Raw genomic sequence first — 20,286 nt, 5'->3', positions numbered from 1 at the left:
GCCCGCCCACGGCCGGAGGTGGACGGCAAAACACCCACAGGCTTTATAAGCGCCAAAACATCCGCCAGTAAAAACAGTGTTTTGCGCCCGAATTTGTATTTGGTGAGCGCCCCCGCGGCGACATAACGATCAATTGTTTTCACGTGGCAATGGAGGTGAATTGCCGCCGCCTCCTTCCGGGTAACAAACGCCCCTTTTGGGACCGATATGTCTGTACCGTGCATGATACGCACTCCCAAGCCTGACGGCTGACGGCCAGCCGTCTTGTCGAAACCACCATGCTGAGGAGCATCAGGTGATCGGAGCTGTCTTGGGGAGATGTCGTACTATGACAAAGTTATCTTCGTTGGGAAGGTATGAGGATGACGTGGAAGGGTAGTTAAAGATAAAGCTCCTCAGCAAAATCTCGTTTTGTTCTATCAGAACCCAGCTCTTATTACCAACATAAATTATCAGGAGCGGTTCTTACGCCGCCCGACGCCGCAGGAAACCGCAAACCATAAGATGGGATGCATGATGGGACCAATAAGAAGATGGTCCATAACTATTTGTTTTTATTGGAAAATTTATCACCTGATGGCGGAAGGGGTGGGATTCGAACCCACGGTACGGTTACCCGCACGCCAGTTTTCAAGACTGGAGCCTTCAACCACTCGGCCACCCTTCCTGCATCAGGTCGAACGTCTTATAAACACGCCTTCTTTTTCTGTCTAGCGGGGGTGTGGGCAGAAACTGTTTGTAGGGTTTCACTGCCCTCACGCTTGCTCTTACGGGGTTGGAGTTGTAGAACGCCGTTCTTTAATACCCAATCCATTCAGGGACGAGTTATGAAACAGCAGGCGAACCTGATCCGGGCCGGACAGGTTATCGAGCATGATGGCCGTCGCTGGACGGTGCTGAAACAGCAGATCATCACCCCCGGCAAAGGCGGCGCATTCATCCAGGTGGAAATGCGTGACCTTAAAACCGGCAACAAAACCAACGAACGCTGGCGTACCGCTGACAGCGTTGAACGGCTGATGACCGAGGACAAGGAATATCTGTATTCCTACACCGATGGTGAAACGCTTGTGCTGATGGACCCGGAAACGTTCGAACAGTACATGATCCCGGTTGATCTGCTGGGTGACCAGGCACCGTTCCTTCAGGACAACATGACCATCAACCTCCACCTTGTTGAAGGTGACCCGGTTGGCGTGGATCTGCCCCCGCAGGTAACGCTGGAAATTGTGGAAGCGGACCCCGTTGTCAAAGGGCAGACGGCAAGCTCCTCCTACAAACCGGCCAAACTTTCCAATGGTGTTAAAACCATGGTGCCCCCCTTCATTGAAGCGGGCGAACGGGTTGTCGTCAGAACAGAAGACGGCTCTTACGTAGAACGCGCCAAAGACTGATCTTTCAGCACCACTCCAGAGCAGGACAAAACACAGTGGCCATGCGTCTTTCCCCCGTCATGATGGTGATGCAGACAGCTGCCCAAAAGGCAGCCAAGCGTCTCCTGCGCGATTTCAATGAAGTCGAGCAGCTTCAGGTAAGCATCAAAGGCCCCGGTGACTTTGTCTCTCAGGCAGATCTTCGGGCAGAGCAGACCATACGCGAAGAACTGGAACGGGCCCGCCCGGGCTACGCCTTCCTGATGGAAGAATCCGGCGCTTCAGGCGGTGATAACTGGACGTGGCGCTGGATTGTGGACCCGCTGGACGGCACCACAAACTTCCTGCACGGCATTCCGCACTGGGCCATTTCCATTGGTCTGCAACGCCGCCTGCCCGATGGAAAGATCGAACTTGCAGCCGGGCTGGTATACAACCCGGCCGCGGGTGAAATGTTCTGGGCGGAAAAAGGCAGCGGGGCTTACCTGAACGAACGGCGCATTCGTGTTTCCGCACGCCGGGACATGCATGAATCCGTGTTTGCAACAGGCATCCCCTTCGCCAAGGTGCCTGCACGGCAGCGCCTGCCCTTCGCCCGCGTGATGGGCCACCTGATGCCGCGTGTGGCTGGTGTCCGCCGCTTTGGTGCCGCGGCTCTGGACCTCACATGGGTTGCCGCTGGCCGGTACGAAGGTTACTGGGAATTTGGCATCAAACCGTGGGATTGCGCAGCAGGCATCCTGATCGTGCGTGAAGCTGGCGGTCAGGTAACTGACCCCGCTGGGCAGGATCTGGATGATATGCCGGACGATGTGATGATTGTGGCTGGCAACGCCAACATGCACGGCAAGCTGCTTGAAGTGGTTGCGGAAAGCCTTCAGGACGCCTGAGCCACTTTTCCCACTTTCGGTTTTAAAGAAGGTCGCCTTCACATTTACTGTGGGCGGCCTTCTTTTTTAGGTGCTTCCACCTCGCGTTAAAAAAACACGCCAGACTGCCCCGATGGACTTTTCAAACAGCCCATCAGGAAACGCATTACGGTTTAACAGATCAGCCTAACCAGCTTATTCGGCCTCTTCGGGTAAAGCGCCTAGAGGACGATGTGTGGCTGAAGGCCGTGTTTGCGCCCGCCTTCCCCGCGTGCCACTCAACACCGCCCTTTCCCGCCTCCCGTTACTTTGCTCTCCATGAGACTGCGCCAAAACTTCTGAGGCTTTCTCTCACGCCGTTTCTGGCAGGGACGCCATGTCAATCACAAACCGGTATTTTACATCAGAGCGCAGGACGCGTTCATAAGCCTCATTGATCTGATCCATTTTGATCATTTCAATATCGGCCGTGATGTTGTGCTTGCCGCAGAAATCAAGCATTTCCTGCGTTTCCTGAATACCACCAATGGCTGACCCGGCCAGGCTGCGGCGCTTGCCCACCAGTGTGAACGCCCCCACAGACATGGGTTTTTCCGGCAGCCCCACCAGCACCATGTGCCCATCCTGCCGCAACAGGCCCAGATATTCATTCACGTCGTGCTCGGCAGAAACTGCATCCAGAATGAAGTCAAAGCGGTTAGCTTCCGCTTGCATGGCCTCGGCATCTCGAGAAATCACCACGCGATGCGCGCCCAGCCGCTTGCCGTCTTCCACCTTGTTGGGGGATGTCGTGAACAACGTGACTTCCGCCCCAAGCGCCACAGCAAACTTGACTGCCATATGACCTAGGCCGCCCAGCCCGACAACACCAACACGGTGCCCTTTGCCCACCTTCCAGTGCGCCAGCGGAGACCACGTGGTAATCCCCGCACACAGAAGCGGCGCAGCGGCGGCAGGATCAAGATTTTCAGGCACGCGCAGCACAAAATGATCATCCACCACAATGGTGCGGGAATAACCCCCATAGGTATGAGCCCCTTCTTTCGGGAAAGCCGGGTCCGGGCTGTTGTATGTCCAGGTCGGCAGGGCATCACAATATTGTTCCAACCCGGCTTCACAGGAATGGCAATGGCGGCAGGAATTGACCATGCAGCCCACACCCACCAGATCACCTTTTTTAAAGCGGGTGACATCTCCGCCCGTCTGGACCACACGCCCAATAATTTCATGGCCGGGCACGCAGGGGTAAAAGCTCGGCCCCCATTCACTGCGCACCGTATGGATATCGGAGTGGCAGACACCACAATAGGCAATATCTATCTGCACATCACGCGGGCCGCAGTCCCGCCGTTCGAACGTAATGGCTTCCAAGGGAGCCGTGGCACTGGAAGCAGCATAACCAACACAGGAAAACACGTGTCTGTCCTTTTCCACTGAGAGCAAAAGCAGGCAGGCGATATCCATCCCTTCCCGCACAAAATACTGGGATGATCATACGGTATCAGGCCCGCTTCAGAAACAGCGCACTGTGGGCATCAGGCTTTCACCATATGGAATAGCCTCTGGTTCGTACGCCCCAACTTGCGTAGAGTAAGGCTTCCATGCAGTCATCCTTTCCCTCTGCGCATGATGCGCCCGCGCTCACAGCGCATCATCGCGGCATTTCCGTGCTGACGGAGGACGGGGAATTTCTCACCCTTTCCATCACGGAAATACGCGAGCGGCTGCAAACCATGCCCTGCCCGCTGGTGGTGCATGCGCCTGCCTTTGCCCGCAAACTGGGCCTGCATGCACCGGGCCAACCCTGCCCGTGGCTGGACCTGCTGGAACTGTTCGCCTTTGTCTATCCGGCCCGTTCCGTCGCCCCAACACCGCGTGGGTTGGCTCTCGCCCTTGGGGTAGAAGAGGAACGAATTGGGCAGGCGGAAGCAGATCTACTCCCTCTTCTGACCTCCCTGATGCTGGCGGAACTCGCGCGCCTCAAAAGTGGCCCCGAAGCAGAGTTTCTGGCCGCGCTGACCGTCCGGCTGGGGCAAGCGGGCTGGCCCTGGGCGGGAACTGTCGCGGAAACCCTCGGCCTGCACGAAAAACTGGGACCGCGCGGACAGTTGCCAGAAGCCGCCATGCAGCCGGGGGATGCCCTGCGCGTGTGGCGCGTGCTGCCCAAATGGGAGGATGTTGCCCCGCGCCCGCCTCCAGCGTCTCATCCCATCACGTCTGCCGAAGCCCGCGCCCGCCTGACCATGCTGCTGGGCGAAGGGGCTGAAAGCCGCGCAGGACAGGCAGATTTTGCCAGTGTCTCCACCGCTGCGTTCGAACCTCGCACCATGCGCGGCAATCCCGCCGTGGTGCTAGCGGAAGCCGGAACGGGAACGGGCAAGACGCTGGGGTATATCGCACCCGCCAGCGTGTGGGCAGAACGCAATGGCGGCAGCGTGTGGATCAGCACCTACACGCGCCACCTGCAACGCCAGATTGAGCAGGAAACACACCGCCTGTTTCCGGATGACGCCACACGCCGCCGGCATGTGGTGCTGCGCAAAGGGCGCGAGAATTACCTCTGCCTGCTAAACATGGAAGAAGCCGTCAACAGTGCGGCCTCCCGCCCCGCAGGCGTGACCATTGCGCTGGCGATGCTCGCCCGCTGGGCCCGCGCCACCGCTGATGGTGATCTGACAGGCGGAGACCTGCCCGGCTGGTTTGGAGATCTGTTTGGCCACGGCAACATTACCGGCGTTGCGGACAGGCGCGGTGAATGTATTCACGGTGCCTGCCCACATTATCAGCGCTGCTTTGTTGAACATACCATCCGCCGGGCGCGGGAGGCAGATCTGGTCATTGCCAATCATGCGCTGGTAATGGCGCAGGCGGCCTATTCTGAAAACGCCATGGCGGATGATTCGGAAGAAGGTGAAGAAGACAGCACGCCTTCCCGCTATGTTTTTGATGAAGGCCATCATCTGGCGGATGCGGCAGACGGTGCCTTTTCCGCCGAACTCTCGGGGCTGGAAGCTGCGGAACTGCGGCGCTGGCTGTTGGGCGCGGAAGGCCGCCGTTCCCGCGCGCGCGGCCTCAAGCGGCGGCTGGATGATCTGGTCGTCGGCCTGCCCAAGTTGGAAACACCGCTGGACGCTGCCCTGATGGCGGCCCACGCCTTGCCCGCCCCCGGCTGGTCCACGCGGCTGGCCGGAACAGACGGTGAGAACGAACCACCGCCTCATCCCGCCGAAGACGTGCCTGCACAGGGAGAAGATGGTCTTTTCCCCATGGTGCATAATGCCGTTGAGCCCGTGCTTGAGAACCCGACCGAGATGTTTCTCAAACTGCTGCGCCAACAGGTTCTGGCGCGCAGTCAGGAACGCGGCCGTGCAGACCATGCCTACGGCGCGCTGGAATGTGACCTGCACCCTTTATTGCCCGACCTTGCACAGGCCGGGCAGGCGCTGGCGCGGGCATTGGGGCGGCTGGCGGAACCGCTCCGCACACTGGCGGAACGCCTGCACGCCCGTTTGCAAGATGAAGCAGAAAGTCTGGACAGCGTCACCCGAGGGCGAATTGAGGCTATGGTGCGCGCCTTGCGCCGCCGGGCCATTACCCGGCTGGACGCCTGGATCGCCATGCTGGACGCGCTGGATCACCCACCGCCAGCAGATGCCACCCCGACCCACATTCATTTCATCCGGCTGGATCGTCGGGAAAAACAACGCATGGGCGAGCAGGATGTAGGCCTGCACCGCCACTGGCTGGACCCCACCGTGCCTTTTGCTGCGGTTATGGCCATGCCTGCACAGGGCATGCTGATTACGTCCGCGACCCTGCGCGATCAGTCAGACACCCCGCGCAAACCCCCGACAGAAGAGGGACAGACGGAAGACCTTTACTCGGAAGAATCGGAACGTGCGTGGGAAGCGGCTGAAGCCCGAACCGGAGCAAACCACTTTCCGGCCCCCGCCATTCGGGCCAGCCTGAGTAGTCCTTTCGATTACGCCCGGCAGACGCGCACGTTTATTGTCAATGACATAGACCATGGAAGTATTGCCGATCTGGCAGCCGCCTATCGCACCCTGTTTCAAGCCTCTGGCGGCGGAGGGCTCGGGCTGTTTACCGCCATATCACGCCTGCGAGGCGTTCACTCCCGCATTGCGCCTGCGCTGGAGGAAAGCGGCCTGCCTCTTTATGCGCAGCATGTCGATGCAATGGATAACGCAACGCTGGTGGATATTTTCCGCACGGAAGAACATGCCTGCCTGCTAGGTACGGATGCCATGCGTGATGGTGTGGATGTGCCGGGAAATGCCCTGCGACTGGTGGTTTTTGAGCGCGTTCCGTGGCCCCGGCCTGATATTCTGCACCGTGAACGGCGCATTCATCTCTCTGGCGGCGATACAACCGGATACGATGACCGGATTGCCCGGCTCAGGCTGCGTCAGGCGTTTGGGCGACTCATCCGCAGCCAGTCAGATCGGGGTGTTTTTGTGCTTTTGGATCGCAGAACGCCTTCGCGCCTGCTCTCAGCCTTCCCACCGGGGGCCGAAGTACGACGGATGGGGCTGGCGGACACAGCACGGGAAATTGAAAGCTTTCTGCCACGCACGCCTCAAAACTGAACGGCGATGGCTCATCGCGCTCGGGGCGTGACAACATGCCTTACGAGGCGGCTTTGCATGCTGAAGTCAAAAGGCTGCGTCTAAACCCTCAGTAATCGGAAACAGCATGCGTTTCCACCTGTGCTGAAAGCAGAATAGAAAAGCTCAGCGCAAGGATATTGGCTTAAAAACACCAACGTCATCCAACGCAGAAAAACTGCCACGCAAAGCTGACAGGCTTTTCAAATACTTTTTGGAATAATCAAAATTTGTCGCAGAGACAAACAGGAACCACCAAGAATAACGGCGTAGCGTTTTCTTGCCAGATCGTGCCACAGGTGTCAGTTGGCACGGCTTTAGCGAAACCAACAGACAGTCTCTGCAGAGAGTGCGGAGCAGGTTGCGTAAACGCCCTCGCCCCGCAGGCAGCCTTAGAGAGGCTTGAGCTCTGTAGCAGCCACTTTGCCGCGCTCTGTCACGAGTTCATAAGAAATCTTCTCATTCTCATTCAGACCACGCAGGCCAGCAGCCTGAACAGCGGTGATGTGAACAAAAACGTCTTTGCCTCCATCATCAGGAGCGATGAAGCCAAAGCCTTTGGTGGCATTGAACCATTTTACTGTACCGGTCGGCATAGGCGGGTAACTTTCCCTGATAGTCTCCTGCCGGGCAACCATATGCCGGCTACAGGACCCCTCTATCCGCTCATGAAGCGGCGGGAATGTCAATCAAAATACCCCGCCTGTGCGCGATTCCGGCAGTTTCAGCCCTTCAGATGCGCTTCCAGAAACGCCACACTGCGCTGCTGCGCCAGAAGGTAGGCCTCCGCGTTGAAAGACGAGCGTTCCGCGCAGCCAAAGCCATGCCCTGCCTCGTCATACACGAAAATTTCAATTCCCGGCTGCGCCTCCCTGATGGCGGTCACATCCATGTGAGGAATACTGCTATCCTGCCCGCCAAAATGCATTTCCACCGGGCAATGCGGAGTCTCGTTGCGGCTGGCGGCAATACCACCACCATACCAACAGACAGCGGCTGCAAAATCATGCGTATGGGTTGCGGCCTGCCATGCCAGCGTGCCGCCCCAACAATAGCCAATAATGCCCGGTTTGCTGCGCCCGCTGCCACGTTTATGCGCCAGTGCCGCCGCACTTGCCCGCAGATCCAACAAGGTTTTTTCCGGGGGGATCTGGGCACGAAGAGCCAGGCCCTGATCAATTCCTGCCTTGTCATACCCCAGTTCCGTCCCCGGCTGGGCGCGGTCAAACAGAGCGGGCGAAATCACATGAAAACCGCGAGCCGCAAAATCATCACACACATGGCGGATATGATCGTTCACGCCGAAAATTTCCTGCACCACAACAAGCGCATAGGGCAGATCCGCTCCGCCTGCCTCATAGGCTGAAAAGCTATGTCCGTCCTCAGCCTGTAGTGTGATTGCATGCCCCATGGCGGCGACTCCTTTTGCGTGAAGTGTTAAAACTGGAAGAAAGTTTTCCACATTTCTTGACTCTCGGGGAGGACAAACCTATCTCCTGTTCTGGCACTCCCGGGGTGGGAGTGCTAACGCAACGCGGCGTTCGTTACGCGCGGTAAAAGCAGGTGGTGTCGCTTCCAGACAAGGGCGCCACCGCAGCAAAAATGAATGTGGAGCGATCCATAATGACGAAGTTTCGTCCTTTACACGACCGAGTAGTCGTCCGTCGTCTCGAAAGCGAAGAGAAGACAGTTGGCGGCATTATTATCCCTGACACGGCCAAAGAAAAGCCGATGGAAGGCAAAGTGGTCGCAGTTGGTCCGGGTGCCCGCAATGAGCAGGGACAGATCGTAGCGCTTGATGTCAAGGCTGGCGACAAGATCCTGTTCGGCAAATGGTCCGGCACAGAAGTGAAGATCGACGGTGAAGAGCTGCTGATCATGAAAGAAAGCGACATTCTGGGCATTATTTCCGCCTGAGTGACGCCCTGATCCGCTTTTCAATATTTAACTGATCCTCACAGGAGAATTTCAATGGCTGCCAAAGACGTAAAGTTTGGTGGTGACGCACGCCAGCGTATGCTGCGCGGTGTCGACATCCTTGCAGACGCTGTTAAGGTCACGCTCGGTCCCAAAGGCCGTAACGTTGTGCTGGACAAGAGCTTCGGCGCTCCCCGCATCACGAAAGACGGTGTGTCCGTTGCCAAGGAAATCGAACTTGCTGACAAGTTCGAAAACATGGGCGCACAGATGCTGCGCGAAGTGGCTTCCAAAACCAACGATATCGCTGGTGACGGCACGACCACTGCAACCGTTCTGGCTCAGGCCATTGTGCGTGAAGGCCACAAGGCCGTTGCCGCTGGCATGAACCCGATGGACCTCAAGCGCGGTATCGACAAGGCCGTTGCTGCGGTTGTTGAAGAACTGAAGAAGAACACCAAGAAGATCACCACCCCGGCTGAAACAGCCCAGGTTGGCACGATCTCCGCTAACGGTGAATCTGAAATCGGTCAGATGATCTCCGAAGCCATGCAGAAAGTTGGCTCCGAAGGCGTGATCACGGTTGAAGAAGCCAAGCACTTCCAGACAGAACTGGACGTGGTTGAAGGCATGCAGTTCGACCGCGGCTACATCTCTCCCTACTTCGTGACGAACACGGAGAAGATGACGGCTGATCTGGAAAACCCCTACATCCTGATCCATGAAAAGAAGCTGTCTTCTCTTCAGCCGATGCTGCCGCTGCTTGAAGCCGTTGTACAGTCTGGCCGTCCGCTGCTGATCATTGCAGAAGACGTTGATGGTGAAGCGCTGGCAACCCTGGTTGTCAACAAGCTGCGCGGTGGCCTGAAAATTGCTGCTGTCAAGGCTCCTGGCTTTGGTGACCGTCGTAAAGCCATGCTGGAAGATATCGCTATCCTGACCGGTGGTCAGGTGATCAGCGAAGATCTGGGCATCAAGCTGGAAACTGTTACCCTGCCGATGCTGGGCACCGCCAAAAAGGTGCGTATCGACAAGGAAAACACCACCATTGTTGATGGTGCTGGCAAGTCTGACGACATCAAGGGCCGTTGCAAGCAGATCCGTGCGCAGATCGAGGAAACCACCTCTGACTACGACCGTGAAAAGCTGCAGGAACGTCTGGCCAAGCTGGCTGGCGGTGTTGCCGTGATCCGCGTTGGTGGCTCCACAGAAGTAGAAGTCAAGGAACGCAAGGACCGCGTTGATGACGCCCTGCACGCAACCCGCGCTGCTGTGGAAGAAGGCATTGTTCCTGGTGGTGGCACGGCTCTGGCTCGCGCTTCTGCCAACCTGTCTCACCTGCACTACCACAATGACGATCAGCGCGTTGGTGGTGACATCATCCGCAAGGCTCTGCAGGCTCCGCTGCGCCAGATCGCTCACAACGCTGGTGAAGATGGTGCGGTTATCGCCAACAAGGTGCTTGAATCCAAAGAATACGCTTTCGGGTTCGATGCACAGGCTGGCGAATACAAGAACCTGGTTGATGCCGGTATTATCGACCCGACCAAGGTTGTTCGCACGGCTCTGCAGGATGCAGCTTCTGTTGCCGGTCTGCTGATCACCACCGAAGCTATGGTGGCAGAACGTCCGGAAAAGAAAGCAGCTCCGGCTGGCGGCCCTGACATGGGCGGCATGGGCGGTATGGACTTCTAAGGTCCTTTTTCCTTACCGTTTCGGACGGCGGCTCCGGCTGCGTTCCGAAACGGGCGGAAAGCCTGAAAGGCGAGTGGCAACTTTGGTTGCCCTCGCCTTTTTCTTTTAAAGAAACAGCATTTGCCTTCCCCTCCCGGATCAGGAACAATAACGGATCGGGGCTGATGAGGATTTTTGGAGACTGAGGCCTCAGCCAGCCTCCTGCTTTACGGGGGAAATGAAACAGGCATGACAGGCAGCACACTTTCCAACCGCATTGCACAAGGTTGCGGAACTGAAATAGCGGATACGGTCATCAAGAATGTCCGGCTGTTTGATCTGGTAACCGGAGAGCTTATTCCCACGGATATCGCCCTGTGTGGGGACAGAATTGTCGGCACGCTGGACACGTACGAGGGTAAGCGCGTTATTGAAGGCCAGAACCGCATTGCCGTGCCGGGCTTTATTGATACGCACCTGCATGTTGAATCCTCGCTGATCACGCCTTTTGAATTTGACCGCTGCGTTCTGCCCCATGGTGTAACCACCGCCATTTGCGACCCGCACGAAATGGCGAACGTTCTGGGGCAGGCAGCGCTGGACTACTTCACGGAGGCCGCGACCCGCACCATCATGGATCTACGGGTCAATCTCTCCAGTTGTGTGCCTTCTACGGCGCTGGAAACCTCCGGCGCATGCCTTCGGGCCGTAGACCTTGCCCCTTACCGCACACACCCCAAGGTGATCGGCCTGGCGGAATTCATGAACATTCCGGGGGTTCTGAACTGTGACCCGGAGTGCATAGAAAAGCTGGAAGCCTTTGAAGGCTGCCACATTGATGGACATGCGCCCCTTATGCGTGGCCGCAAGCTGAATGGCTATCTGGCGGCTGGCATCACCACCGATCATGAAGCCACCACAGCCGAAGAAGCCTTGGAGAAAATCCGCAAAGGCATGATGGTGCTGATCCGCGAGGGCTCCGTCTGCAAGGATCTCAGGGCCCTCGTGCCTTTGCTCACGCCACAGACGGCACAGTTCTTCGCTTTCTGCACGGATGACCGTAACCCGCTTGAAATCGCCCATGAAGGCCATCTGGATTACCTCATCCGGCTTGCTATCTCTCTGGGCGTGGAGCCTCTGGCCGCCTATCGCTGTGCCACACTCAGCGCGGCACAGGCTTTTGGCCTGCGGGACAGAGGGCTGATCGCCCCCGGCCGCCGCGCGGATATTGTCCTGCTGGATGACCTACGCGAATGTCGCGTTTCAGACGTGATCAGCGCGGGCCGGCTGGTAAATGATGCCCTGTTTGAAACACGGGATATCCTCCCCGCAACAGGTATTGGCAGCGTGCAACTCCCTGCCCCCGTGGCTGCCGTTGATTTGCTTGTGCATGGTGATGGGACAGAACGCCCCGTTATTGGCCTGATACCGGGCCAGATCATAACACCTTTCCTCAAGGCCGATCTGCCTACTGCAGAGGGCGTGGTGCTGCCAGATGTCACGCAGGATATCGCCGCTGTATGTGTGGTGGCGCGCCACGGCCATAACGACAACATAGGTCGGGGCTTTGTGAAGGGCTTTGGTCTGACCAATGGGGCCATTGCCTCCTCCGTGGGGCATGACAGTCACAATATCTGCGTAGTGGGTATGGACCCGGCTGACATGGCAGAGGCTGTGAACCATCTGGAAAAGCTGGGCGGAGGCTTTGTTGTTGTGCAGCACGGCAAGGTTCTGGCGGATATGCCCCTGCCCGTGGCTGGCCTGATGAGCGATGCACCGTTCGAGACCGTACGTGACCAGCTTATCACGCTCCGCGCCGCTGCCCGCACCCTCGGCTGCACGCTGGAAGAACCCTTCCTGCAACTGGCCTTCCTACCGCTGCCCGTTATTCCGCACCTGAAAATCACGGATTTCGGGATGGTCGATGTGAACAGAATGGAAGTGCTCTCCTGAACCCTCTCACGTCCCAAGAAGGCCATAGCCTCCCGTCACCGCCCCTCTCACTTGCTTTTTTAAAGAGCTTTAGAAAGTGATTGCACCTCCCCAGACCAGAGGCTGGGAGGCTGGGAGGCTGGGAGGCTGGGAGGCTGGGAGGCTGGGAGGCTATTCAAAAGGTCCAGTCCCAAGCAATGCAAAGGATTTTTGGGGCTAGAACGGGTTTTTGAAGAGCATCAGGATCAGGCGAAAGAAGGACCGGGGACAACAAACAAGAAGCCTTTAGGGCGAACGTTTACCCACGCTGGTGAGAGAAACGTCTCTCATTCCTTTGTCCCATCAGGATGAGAAAGCCCGTGTTCGGCGTGGCGAACAGGGTGCGTGTGAAAAACACACTCTGCTTCCACTCGCTACTTTCCGTTAGGCGTGCAAATTGCGGGGTGCCTTAGCGTCGCAAACCGCTCAGATAATATAATCAATCGGCGGTAGCATCTGGTCCATGGTGAAAGCGGGCATGCCGGAATGACGGGTTCCCACTTTGCGGGCCGGGTTGCCAACCACTGTGGTGAAGGGCGGTACGGATTCCAGAACAATGGAGCCCGCCCCTATTTTTGCGCCTTCGCCAACTTCGATATTGCCCAGCACTTTAGCGCCAGCCCCGATCAGCACCCCGCGCCGTACCTTGGGGTGACGGTCTCCGCTATGTTTTCCGGTGCCGCCGAGCGTCACTTCCTGCAACAGGGAGACATCATCCTCAATAATGCAGGTTTCCCCCACCACAATACCGGTCCCGTGGTCAAACAGGATGCGCCTGCCAAGACGGGCAGCCGGGTGAATATCAACACCAAACAGTTCGGACGCGCGGCTTTGCAGATGCAAAGCCAGATGCCGCCTGCCTTCATGCCAGAGCCAGTGCGCCACACGATAGCTCTGCACGGCATGAAAGCCCTTGAAGAACAAAAACGGCGTCACGTAATCCGGGCAGGCAGGGTCGCGCTCCCGAATGGCCACCATATCAGCGGCAGAAGCGCAGACAATTTCGGGCTGCGCTTCAAACCCTTCCATCACCAGTTCAGAGAGCGCATCTGCCGCAACGGAGCGATCCCCCAGCTTGCGCCCCAACAGGGCTGCCAGTGCGGAGGCAAAATCGGAGTGGCTGCGTATCCCGGTGGCCAGAAGGCCGCGCACCAGAGGGTCATTGCAGACGCAGGCCTGGGCGATCATCTGTTGCCACAGGACTTCCAGTTGAGGGCCGCACGCCACGCTGGCCTCATCAAAATGACTGGATAGAACAGAATTGGAATGCACCTTGTTCATCGGTGAGTTCTCTCCAGAATGAGAAACGATCAAATCCCCATGGCGTGACGCACAAAGGCCTTGCGCAGCTTGGGAAACCGGTTGACGCCTGCAATACCCAGATCACGCGCCAGACGAATAACGGGATTGTTGTTGCTGAACAGTCTATCAAGTGTATCGGTTGCCGCAAGCATCAGCATATTGGCCGGACGGCAGCGCGCCTGATACCGGGCCAGCAATGCTGGGCCACCCAGATCCTCGCCCTTTGCGTGCGCAGTAATCATAATGTCACTCAGGGCGATAATATCCCGAAACCCCAGATTAAGCCCCTGCCCCGCAATAGGGTGAATGCCATGGGCGGCATCCCCAACCAGCAGCAGACGCGTATCCGTGTAACGCTGCGCATATTGAGCAGAAAGCGGATAGGTCCAGCGCCGCCCCACCGGCGTCACCTTACCCAGCCGGGTATTCCCCATACGGCGTTCGATTTCGCGGGCAAACACCTCATCCGGCAGAGCGGCAAACCGTTCGGCTACGCCATCCTTATCACTCCACACAATAGCGGACAGATAGGGGTGGCTCTCTGTTCCGGTCATGGGCAGTTGGGCAAAGGGGCCTGCGGGCAGAAAATGTTCCAACGCGCCGTTATCATGCGGGAATTCATGCGCAATGGCGCAGACAATGGCCGTCTGCCCGTAGGACAGTTTGGTCAATGGAATACCAGCTTGCGAACGCAGGCGGCTTTTCCGGCCATCCGCCGCGACGACAACAGAAGCGCGGAAAGTCCGGCCATCGTGCAACCGCACCGTCGCGCCATCGGCCTGCCGTTCCACAGTCGCCTCTGCCGGGGCCAGAACCGTCAGGTTAGGCTGAGTGTGCAAGGTTTCATTCAGAGCCACACGGAGCGCCCGTGCCTCCACCATCCAGCCAAACGGCTGGGAGGCATCGTCCCGCGTGAATTCCAGAAACAGGGAGGACGCTGGTTCGCCCGGCCGCCCATCCGTTACCAGAATATCCTCAATGGGGCAGGACTCCAGCGGCAGAACCTCCCACACACCGGCTTCTTCCAGCAGCTTCTTGGGGCCGGCTGCAATGGCGTAGGCCCGGCCATCAAAATCAGGATGCTCCATGGGCGGCAGGTCGGCGCGGTCAATAATGGCGACCCTGATCCCTTCCTTTGCAAGCCGGCACGCCAAGGTTGCCCCAACAGGCCCTGCGCCGACAATACAGACATCAACATCCGGCAGCGTCTGGCCTGCGGGCGCGGTGTCATGAACAGCGGATGCGGTGGAGGCAACCATGGTCTTTATTCCTTATGCACATCCCCCGCGCGTAAAGCCTGCCCGGGGTTCTGAAGGTCTCTCTTCTACCCTACCCCCGCAGAAAGGCCAAAGACGGAGGCTCGTCAACGCCGGAAAAATCTGGCATGTTGCATCCGGAACGAATTTAACGCTCATAAAGCGTCCTGCCAGAGGGGAAGCTTTATGTCTGGAGCCAGAAGGAACACAGGCCAGATGAAGCTGGTGACCGCGATTATAAAGCCCTTCAAGCTTGATGATGTTCGTGAAGCTCTGGCCCCCCTTGGTATTCAGGGCCTTACTGTCTCTGAAGTCAAAGGTTTTGGGCGCCAGAAGGGCCAGACGGAAATTTATCGCGGCGCAGAATACCGCATCAGCTTCCTGCCCAAGATCAAAGTGGAAATTGCCGTATCCGACACACTGGTCGATCAGGTGATTGAAGCCGTGCTGGATGCCGCACACACCGGCAAGATTGGCGATGGCAAGATTTTTGTGAGCGAACTGGAACGGGTCATCCGCATCCGAACCCGTGAGACGGGTGATGATGCTCTATAGAGCTTCATTACCACCAAGCGCGTCTCTTTACCTCACATCACATTCTTTGGCTTTGGTTTAGCAGTTCGGCCCTCTCTCGTTCTTAGGTATTCGGGCCATCCGAAAAACTATGCTACTCTCCCCCTAAGGCTTATTTGAGGGTGAGTTATGGGTTTTCGTTCTGCTGCTGTTACCATGGTATATAATGAAGACAAATTCTTACCTATATGGATAGATTATTACGGTAAAAATCTAGGGTTCGAGAATTTATACATTATTGATCATGGATCAAATGATGGTTCCACGGCGAGAATACCTGGAAATGTCATCAAAATCCCTCGTGATAATTTTGATGATGTACAGCGTGTGGGTTTCATCAATAAGTTTCATGCGTCCCTCCTCACCTATTTTGACTGCGTGCTTTATACTGACTGTGATGAGTTTCTGGTACCACGCCCAACCCGTTACAACTCACTTGTAACTTATCTGCGCGAACAGCATCACGGGAACGTTGTGCGCGCAGTGGGTGTGGATGTGATGCCCAATGCCATGTTGCTGCCTCCGGTCAATTTTGCTTCAAACATACTCCCTCAACGCCCGTACGGCTTTATAACACCTTGGGAATCCAAACCTCTGGTGACCAAAGTGCCTACGGAATGGAGCCCTGGCTTTCATAATTGCAACCAGCCCTCAATTCTTGATGAAGATCTCTGGCTGTTTCACCTTAAACATTGCGATCTGCAACGCAGCCTGACACGCCTGAATCTCACACGATCAATGAAATGGAGTGAGCAGGGCGCAGCTTTTGGCCACCATCAGAGAAGCAGAGACGAAGATCTGATCCATCTCGTCCAAACTGTTGTGAACGAGCAGGAAGATGCCTCCCTTGATAGTCTCCCCATAACCTCACTTCTGGCGGAAGGTGGATACAGCAAATTACGCCGTATCCCTGACATGTTTTTGCCCTGCCTCTGAAAACTTTCTGGAGCACCCAAGAAAATGGCAATCTGCTATCCTGGCATCACGGCTGGGTTGACCAATCAGAAAATCGCCCTGATTGGCCTTATCCATAAAGCATTAAGAGATAACACTCCTTTAGTTCTGCCTCAGATTGTTTCTTTTCACCCGCAGGGTGGAGCGCACGAATTCTGCGATTTTGATGAAATTTACCAGCGCGCGCCACTAGAGAAAGTTTTTGATGCCTTTGGTATTCCCTACAGCAATCAACAATCCCAGACAGAGATAGAAAATGTGGATGGTTGGCAATGCTTCTGGGAAGGCGCAGACCGATGGGGAGAAACAGGTCGAGCAGGCATGGCGGCACTCCCTGACCTAACCTGCCAGATTATCCGCCACCTTGTTCCGGCCCCTTTACTCTCTGACTGCGCAAAACTGCTTCTGGCCAAAGTTGAAGCGGCCAACATAGATTGCGCCATTCAAATGCGTATAGAAAATGATTGGCAAGGGTATTCCGCGGATGTGTTGCCCACATTTTCTGAAAAAGACGAAGATTACTGTCCCGATTTTCAAGGCATCATGCAGAAGGTAGTGGCGACCTTAGGGAAGGGGCTAAAAAAGGCTTACGTGCTGTGTGATGAAGGATGCCTGCCTGTCAGTAAAGACATTATCCGTGAGCATGTTCTTGATGCTTTCGGCATAGAGCTATTCTGGAAATCAGATTTTCTGCCTTCTGATCTCCTAAAATCCAAACTGGTCTCATCAATTCTCGATTTTGAAGTTGCCCTTCATCTTTCCACATTTGTAGGCAATAGCCGGTCAACATTTTCCTGCTTTGTGACTTTTGAAAAAATATGCCGAACACTCACAGCCCCCACATCCCATTATATTTATAACCTTCCCGGCCCCTTTTTAGGTAAACGACGAGACAACGGGGCAATGATGGTGCCTCAACAAGCGATAGACACCTTGTACGGACGGGCTCCGTTAAGGGACATTCTTTCTTCTGATCTGAAATGGCCCTTGGCTTTAACTGCTCACGTTTCAACGCTCGGTGACTTTAGGAGTGAAACCTCCTCCGTAAAGGGTATACCATCAGGCGATCTCATTATTGATGCTTCATATCCTGTTGCCCGAAGTCTAGAAGGTTTCAGTCTCGAAGGCGGCACAGAGCTCCCAGACATAGAATACAGAACTCTTGATATCCATCAGCACGAAAGCGCTTGGGACAGCACAGGAACCTTCTGCGGCTCCCGTGGGCAAGCACGTCCTTTATGCGGTTTTGCCTTCCGCATTACGGGGGCCGCCAGCCTATCAGCTGATTGTCTTTATGCTGGACGATTCGATGGACATCCAGAAATTATATTTGCCCAGAATGGAGAATGGTGCCGTGCGCCAGATGGTGCTCCTTTAACGGCTTTGCACCTTTTATTCCGTCCCAAAACGAAATCATGAAAAGAAAACAGTAATAGATATCAATCTATAACGATAATATTTCATATGGAATGAATTTATAAATTTATTCCATATGATAGCCAAAAATAAATAATTCTATTTTTCTAAATATTTCAGCTCCCTTCCCGCTTCTGATTTTTATGGGAAGAAAAATCCGCTCCTGAGAAAATCATTTCGTTCAGGCTACGGTAAAAGAAAGAAATATGATATCACGACGTTCTGTCCGTGCCCTTTAATTCGGCACAAGCACTACAGGGAGAACAAGACTCCATGGCCTCGCGGTCCTTTACGGTTTCGCCTGTTTCAGGCGGTTTGAACAGGCAGGCAGTTATTTCCGCTTTGGTGGGTGGTATTCTGCTTCTTCCCTCCGGGCTTGCCCATGCTGCTGACGCCGAGCCTGCCATTGATACGGGTGACACGGCATGGATGCTGGTCAGCACTGCGCTGGTGCTGATGATGACCATTCCCGGTCTGGCGCTGTTTTATGCGGGCATGGTGCGCAAGAAGAACGTGCTGGCAACGCTCATGCAGTCCTTCGCGCTGTGCTGCATCATGTCCATTGTGTGGATGGTGGCCGGATATTCCCTTACCTTCACCACTGGCACGCCATGGATTGGCGGGCTCTCCCGCATGTTCCTCAATGGGCTGGGTGCTCACATCCATAATGGGTCGGATATCGCCTTCACCCTAGGGGCGGATTCTCCCAACGCCACGACCATGACCATTCCCGAGAGCATCTTCATGATGTTCCAGATGACGTTTGCCATCATCACCCCGGCGTTGATTTCCGGGGCGTATGCGGAACGCATGAAGTTCAGCGCCATGTGCGTGTTCTCCATCATCTGGTCTCTGGTTGTCTATGCACCCATCGCCCATTGGGTATGGAGCCCCGTGGGCTGGCTTGCAGGCCTTGGCACAGCAGATTTTGCAGGTGGTACAGTGGTTCACATTAACGCCGGTATTGCCGGGCTGGTGTGTGCGCTGGTGCTGGGCCGCCGGAAAGGGTACGGGCAAGATGATCTCTCCCCCTTCAACCTGACCTACGCCATTATCGGGGCCTCCCTGCTGTGGGTTGGCTGGTTCGGGTTCAATGCGGGGTCTGCCGTTGGTGCAAATGGCCGTGCAGGCATGGCCATGGCCACCACCCAGATTGCCGCAGCAGGAGCCGGTGTTGCGTGGATGCTGGCCGAATGGCTGCGCACCGGCAAACCGACCGTGCTGGGTGTGATCTCCGGCGCTGTGGGGGGGCTTGTCGCCATTACCCCCGCTGCGGGCTTCGTGCTGCCCGGCAGCGCGTTGATTATCGGCCTGATTACCGGCGTTGTCTGCTTCTGGAGCGCGACCTCCCTCAAACACCTGCTGGGCTATGATGACAGTCTGGACGCCTTTGGCGTGCACGGCGTAGGCGGCATTGTGGGCGCATTGCTGACGGGCGTTTTCGCCTACGGCCCGCTCTCCGCAACAGACACCAACCCCACGGGTATTGTGGGTTCCGTCCACCAGCTTGTGGTGCAGAGTGAAGCCGTGATTGTCACCATCCTGTGGTGTGGCGCCATTTCTTTCATTCTGCTGAAGCTGATTGACATGACCATGGGTCTGCGTGTCACGGCGGATCAGGAACTGGAAGGGCTGGACATGTCCTTGCATGGGGAACGGATCAACTAACCTCCGCCTGCCCTTTTTCAATTCTGAACCCCTCCCCGCGCCAGCCGCAGGGAGGGGTTTTTCATGTCTGGGCCGGATTTTGCTTTCAGAACAAGACGGTCGTTCCCAAAGACACAACTTCGTCATATGCTACGGACAATACAGGGCGTGACGGCATAGGGCCGTGTCTTTCCAACCCTGGCTTTGGATGAGGTTTTGTCCGCATGACATCTTCTGCCCGCATTGCGCTGGCCGCACTGGCCTTGAGCTGCGCTACCGCGCTTTCCGCACCTGCCGCTCACGCTCTGACTGCCAAAGAGTGCCACCAGAATTTTGCCGCAGCGCGGACCGCTGGTACCCTGAATGGCAAGAGCTACAAGGAATTCAAGGCTGCTACGTGTGATGCACCAGCAACCACGGCCGAGACTCCCGCCACCAGCCCGGCGGCTCCTGCTGCCACCACCGGCACCACCCCCACGGAAGCTGCCAAGCCTGCCACAACCCCTGTCAGCTCAGCCGGCGTGATCTTCCCTTCCGCCATTGCGTCACAATACGCCAGTCTGAGCGCGGGCAAAGGCCGGATGAAAACCTGCCTGGATCAGTACAAGGCTAACAAGACGAGCGGTGGCAACGGCTCACTGAAGTGGATTCAGAAGGGTGGCGGCTACTACAGCCAGTGCAACACCCGTCTCAAGGGCGGCTAAGCTGC

At 56.4% G+C, this 20,286-nt stretch carries 16 protein-coding genes and 1 tRNA gene; 11 read left to right on the top strand and 6 right to left on the bottom strand.

Annotation, left to right across the window (positions count from 1 at the left end; all coding sequences use genetic code 11):
* Positions 1-577 precede the first annotated feature (577 nt).
* Positions 578-667, bottom strand: a tRNA-Ser gene (locus AD948_RS08030).
* Between the two features lie 160 nt (positions 668-827).
* On the opposite strand from AD948_RS08030, the gene efp reads away from it, so the two are divergent.
* Together efp and AD948_RS08020 are read left to right on the top strand one after the other, a co-directional pair.
* Positions 828-1,394 (top strand): elongation factor P, encoded by a 567-nt coding sequence (gene efp, locus AD948_RS08025; RefSeq protein WP_006557949.1) that lies wholly within the window; start codon positions 828-830, stop codon positions 1,392-1,394.
* A 41-nt stretch (positions 1,395-1,435) separates the two neighbouring features.
* A complete protein-coding gene (locus AD948_RS08020) occupies positions 1,436-2,263 on the top strand; it encodes an inositol monophosphatase family protein (protein ID WP_039903713.1) in 828 nt (275 codons plus the stop codon).
* Between the two features lie 330 nt (positions 2,264-2,593).
* Here the strand turns inward: AD948_RS08020 and AD948_RS08015 are convergent, their stop codons facing one another.
* The gene (locus AD948_RS08015) at positions 2,594-3,658 is read right to left on the bottom strand and encodes an NAD(P)-dependent alcohol dehydrogenase (protein WP_061471434.1); all 1,065 of its coding nucleotides are present in this window, start codon (positions 3,656-3,658) and stop codon (positions 2,594-2,596) included.
* 185 nt (positions 3,659-3,843) lie between these two features.
* On the opposite strand from AD948_RS08015, the gene AD948_RS08010 reads away from it, so the two are divergent.
* Positions 3,844-6,849, top strand: coding sequence for an ATP-dependent DNA helicase (locus AD948_RS08010; RefSeq protein WP_061471422.1), 3,006 nt, complete (start codon positions 3,844-3,846; stop codon positions 6,847-6,849).
* A 410-nt stretch (positions 6,850-7,259) separates the two neighbouring features.
* Here AD948_RS08010 and AD948_RS08005 read toward each other — a convergent pair whose 3' ends face one another.
* Together AD948_RS08005 and AD948_RS08000 are read right to left on the bottom strand one after the other, a co-directional pair.
* The gene (locus tag AD948_RS08005; protein WP_006557943.1) at positions 7,260-7,463 is read right to left on the bottom strand and encodes a cold-shock protein; all 204 of its coding nucleotides are present in this window, start codon (positions 7,461-7,463) and stop codon (positions 7,260-7,262) included.
* Between the two features lie 128 nt (positions 7,464-7,591).
* Positions 7,592-8,278 carry a dienelactone hydrolase family protein gene (locus AD948_RS08000; protein WP_039903710.1) on the bottom strand — a complete coding sequence of 229 codons (687 nt, stop codon included), beginning with the start codon at positions 8,276-8,278 and terminating at the stop codon, positions 7,592-7,594.
* A 212-nt stretch (positions 8,279-8,490) separates the two neighbouring features.
* Here AD948_RS08000 and groES point away from each other — a divergent pair, with 212 nt between their 5' ends.
* From groES to ade, 3 genes are all read left to right on the top strand, one after another.
* On the top strand, positions 8,491-8,784 hold the full coding sequence (gene groES / locus AD948_RS07995) for a co-chaperone GroES (protein ID WP_035379617.1): 294 nt from the start codon (positions 8,491-8,493) through the stop codon (positions 8,782-8,784).
* Between the two features lie 54 nt (positions 8,785-8,838).
* Positions 8,839-10,479, top strand: a complete 1,641-nt coding sequence (gene groL, locus AD948_RS07990; protein WP_006557940.1) for a chaperonin GroEL — start codon at positions 8,839-8,841, stop codon at positions 10,477-10,479.
* 228 nt (positions 10,480-10,707) lie between these two features.
* Complete coding sequence (gene ade / locus AD948_RS07985; protein ID WP_061471433.1) at positions 10,708-12,411, top strand: adenine deaminase; 1,704 nt, start codon at positions 10,708-10,710, stop codon at positions 12,409-12,411.
* Positions 12,412-12,855: 444 nt separating this feature from the next.
* On the opposite strand, the gene cysE is transcribed toward ade, so the two are convergent.
* Both cysE and AD948_RS07975 read right to left on the bottom strand, forming a co-directional pair.
* Positions 12,856-13,710 carry a serine O-acetyltransferase gene (cysE, locus tag AD948_RS07980; protein WP_006560251.1) on the bottom strand — a complete coding sequence of 285 codons (855 nt, stop codon included), beginning with the start codon at positions 13,708-13,710 and terminating at the stop codon, positions 12,856-12,858.
* A 29-nt stretch (positions 13,711-13,739) separates the two neighbouring features.
* On the bottom strand, positions 13,740-14,990 hold the full coding sequence (locus AD948_RS07975) for a UbiH/UbiF/VisC/COQ6 family ubiquinone biosynthesis hydroxylase (protein WP_061471421.1): 1,251 nt from the start codon (positions 14,988-14,990) through the stop codon (positions 13,740-13,742).
* A 213-nt stretch (positions 14,991-15,203) separates the two neighbouring features.
* Between AD948_RS07975 and AD948_RS07970 the strand changes: the two genes are divergently transcribed.
* The 5 genes from AD948_RS07970 to AD948_RS07950 all read left to right on the top strand — a co-directional run bounded on the left by AD948_RS07970 (position 15,204) and on the right by AD948_RS07950 (position 20,281).
* Entirely contained in the window at positions 15,204-15,542 is a 339-nt protein-coding gene (locus AD948_RS07970) for a P-II family nitrogen regulator (protein WP_006560253.1), read from the top strand.
* Positions 15,543-15,689: 147 nt separating this feature from the next.
* Positions 15,690-16,496, top strand: coding sequence for a glycosyltransferase family 2 protein (locus tag AD948_RS07965; RefSeq protein WP_061471420.1), 807 nt, complete (start codon positions 15,690-15,692; stop codon positions 16,494-16,496).
* A 24-nt stretch (positions 16,497-16,520) separates the two neighbouring features.
* The gene (locus AD948_RS07960; RefSeq protein WP_061471419.1) at positions 16,521-17,933 is read left to right on the top strand and encodes an O-fucosyltransferase family protein; all 1,413 of its coding nucleotides are present in this window, start codon (positions 16,521-16,523) and stop codon (positions 17,931-17,933) included.
* Positions 17,934-18,203: 270 nt separating this feature from the next.
* On the top strand, positions 18,204-19,598 hold the full coding sequence (locus tag AD948_RS07955) for an ammonium transporter (protein ID WP_061471418.1): 1,395 nt from the start codon (positions 18,204-18,206) through the stop codon (positions 19,596-19,598).
* Between the two features lie 203 nt (positions 19,599-19,801).
* On the top strand, positions 19,802-20,281 hold the full coding sequence (locus AD948_RS07950; protein WP_006559271.1) for a hypothetical protein: 480 nt from the start codon (positions 19,802-19,804) through the stop codon (positions 20,279-20,281).
* The last annotated feature ends 5 nt before the right edge of the window (positions 20,282-20,286 follow it).

The sequence above is a fragment of the Acetobacter senegalensis genome, assembly GCF_001580995.1.
GTDB lineage: Bacteria > Pseudomonadota > Alphaproteobacteria > Acetobacterales > Acetobacteraceae > Acetobacter > Acetobacter senegalensis.
Note: the sequence above shows the minus strand (reverse complement) of the source record. Positions and strands in the feature narration are given on the sequence as shown.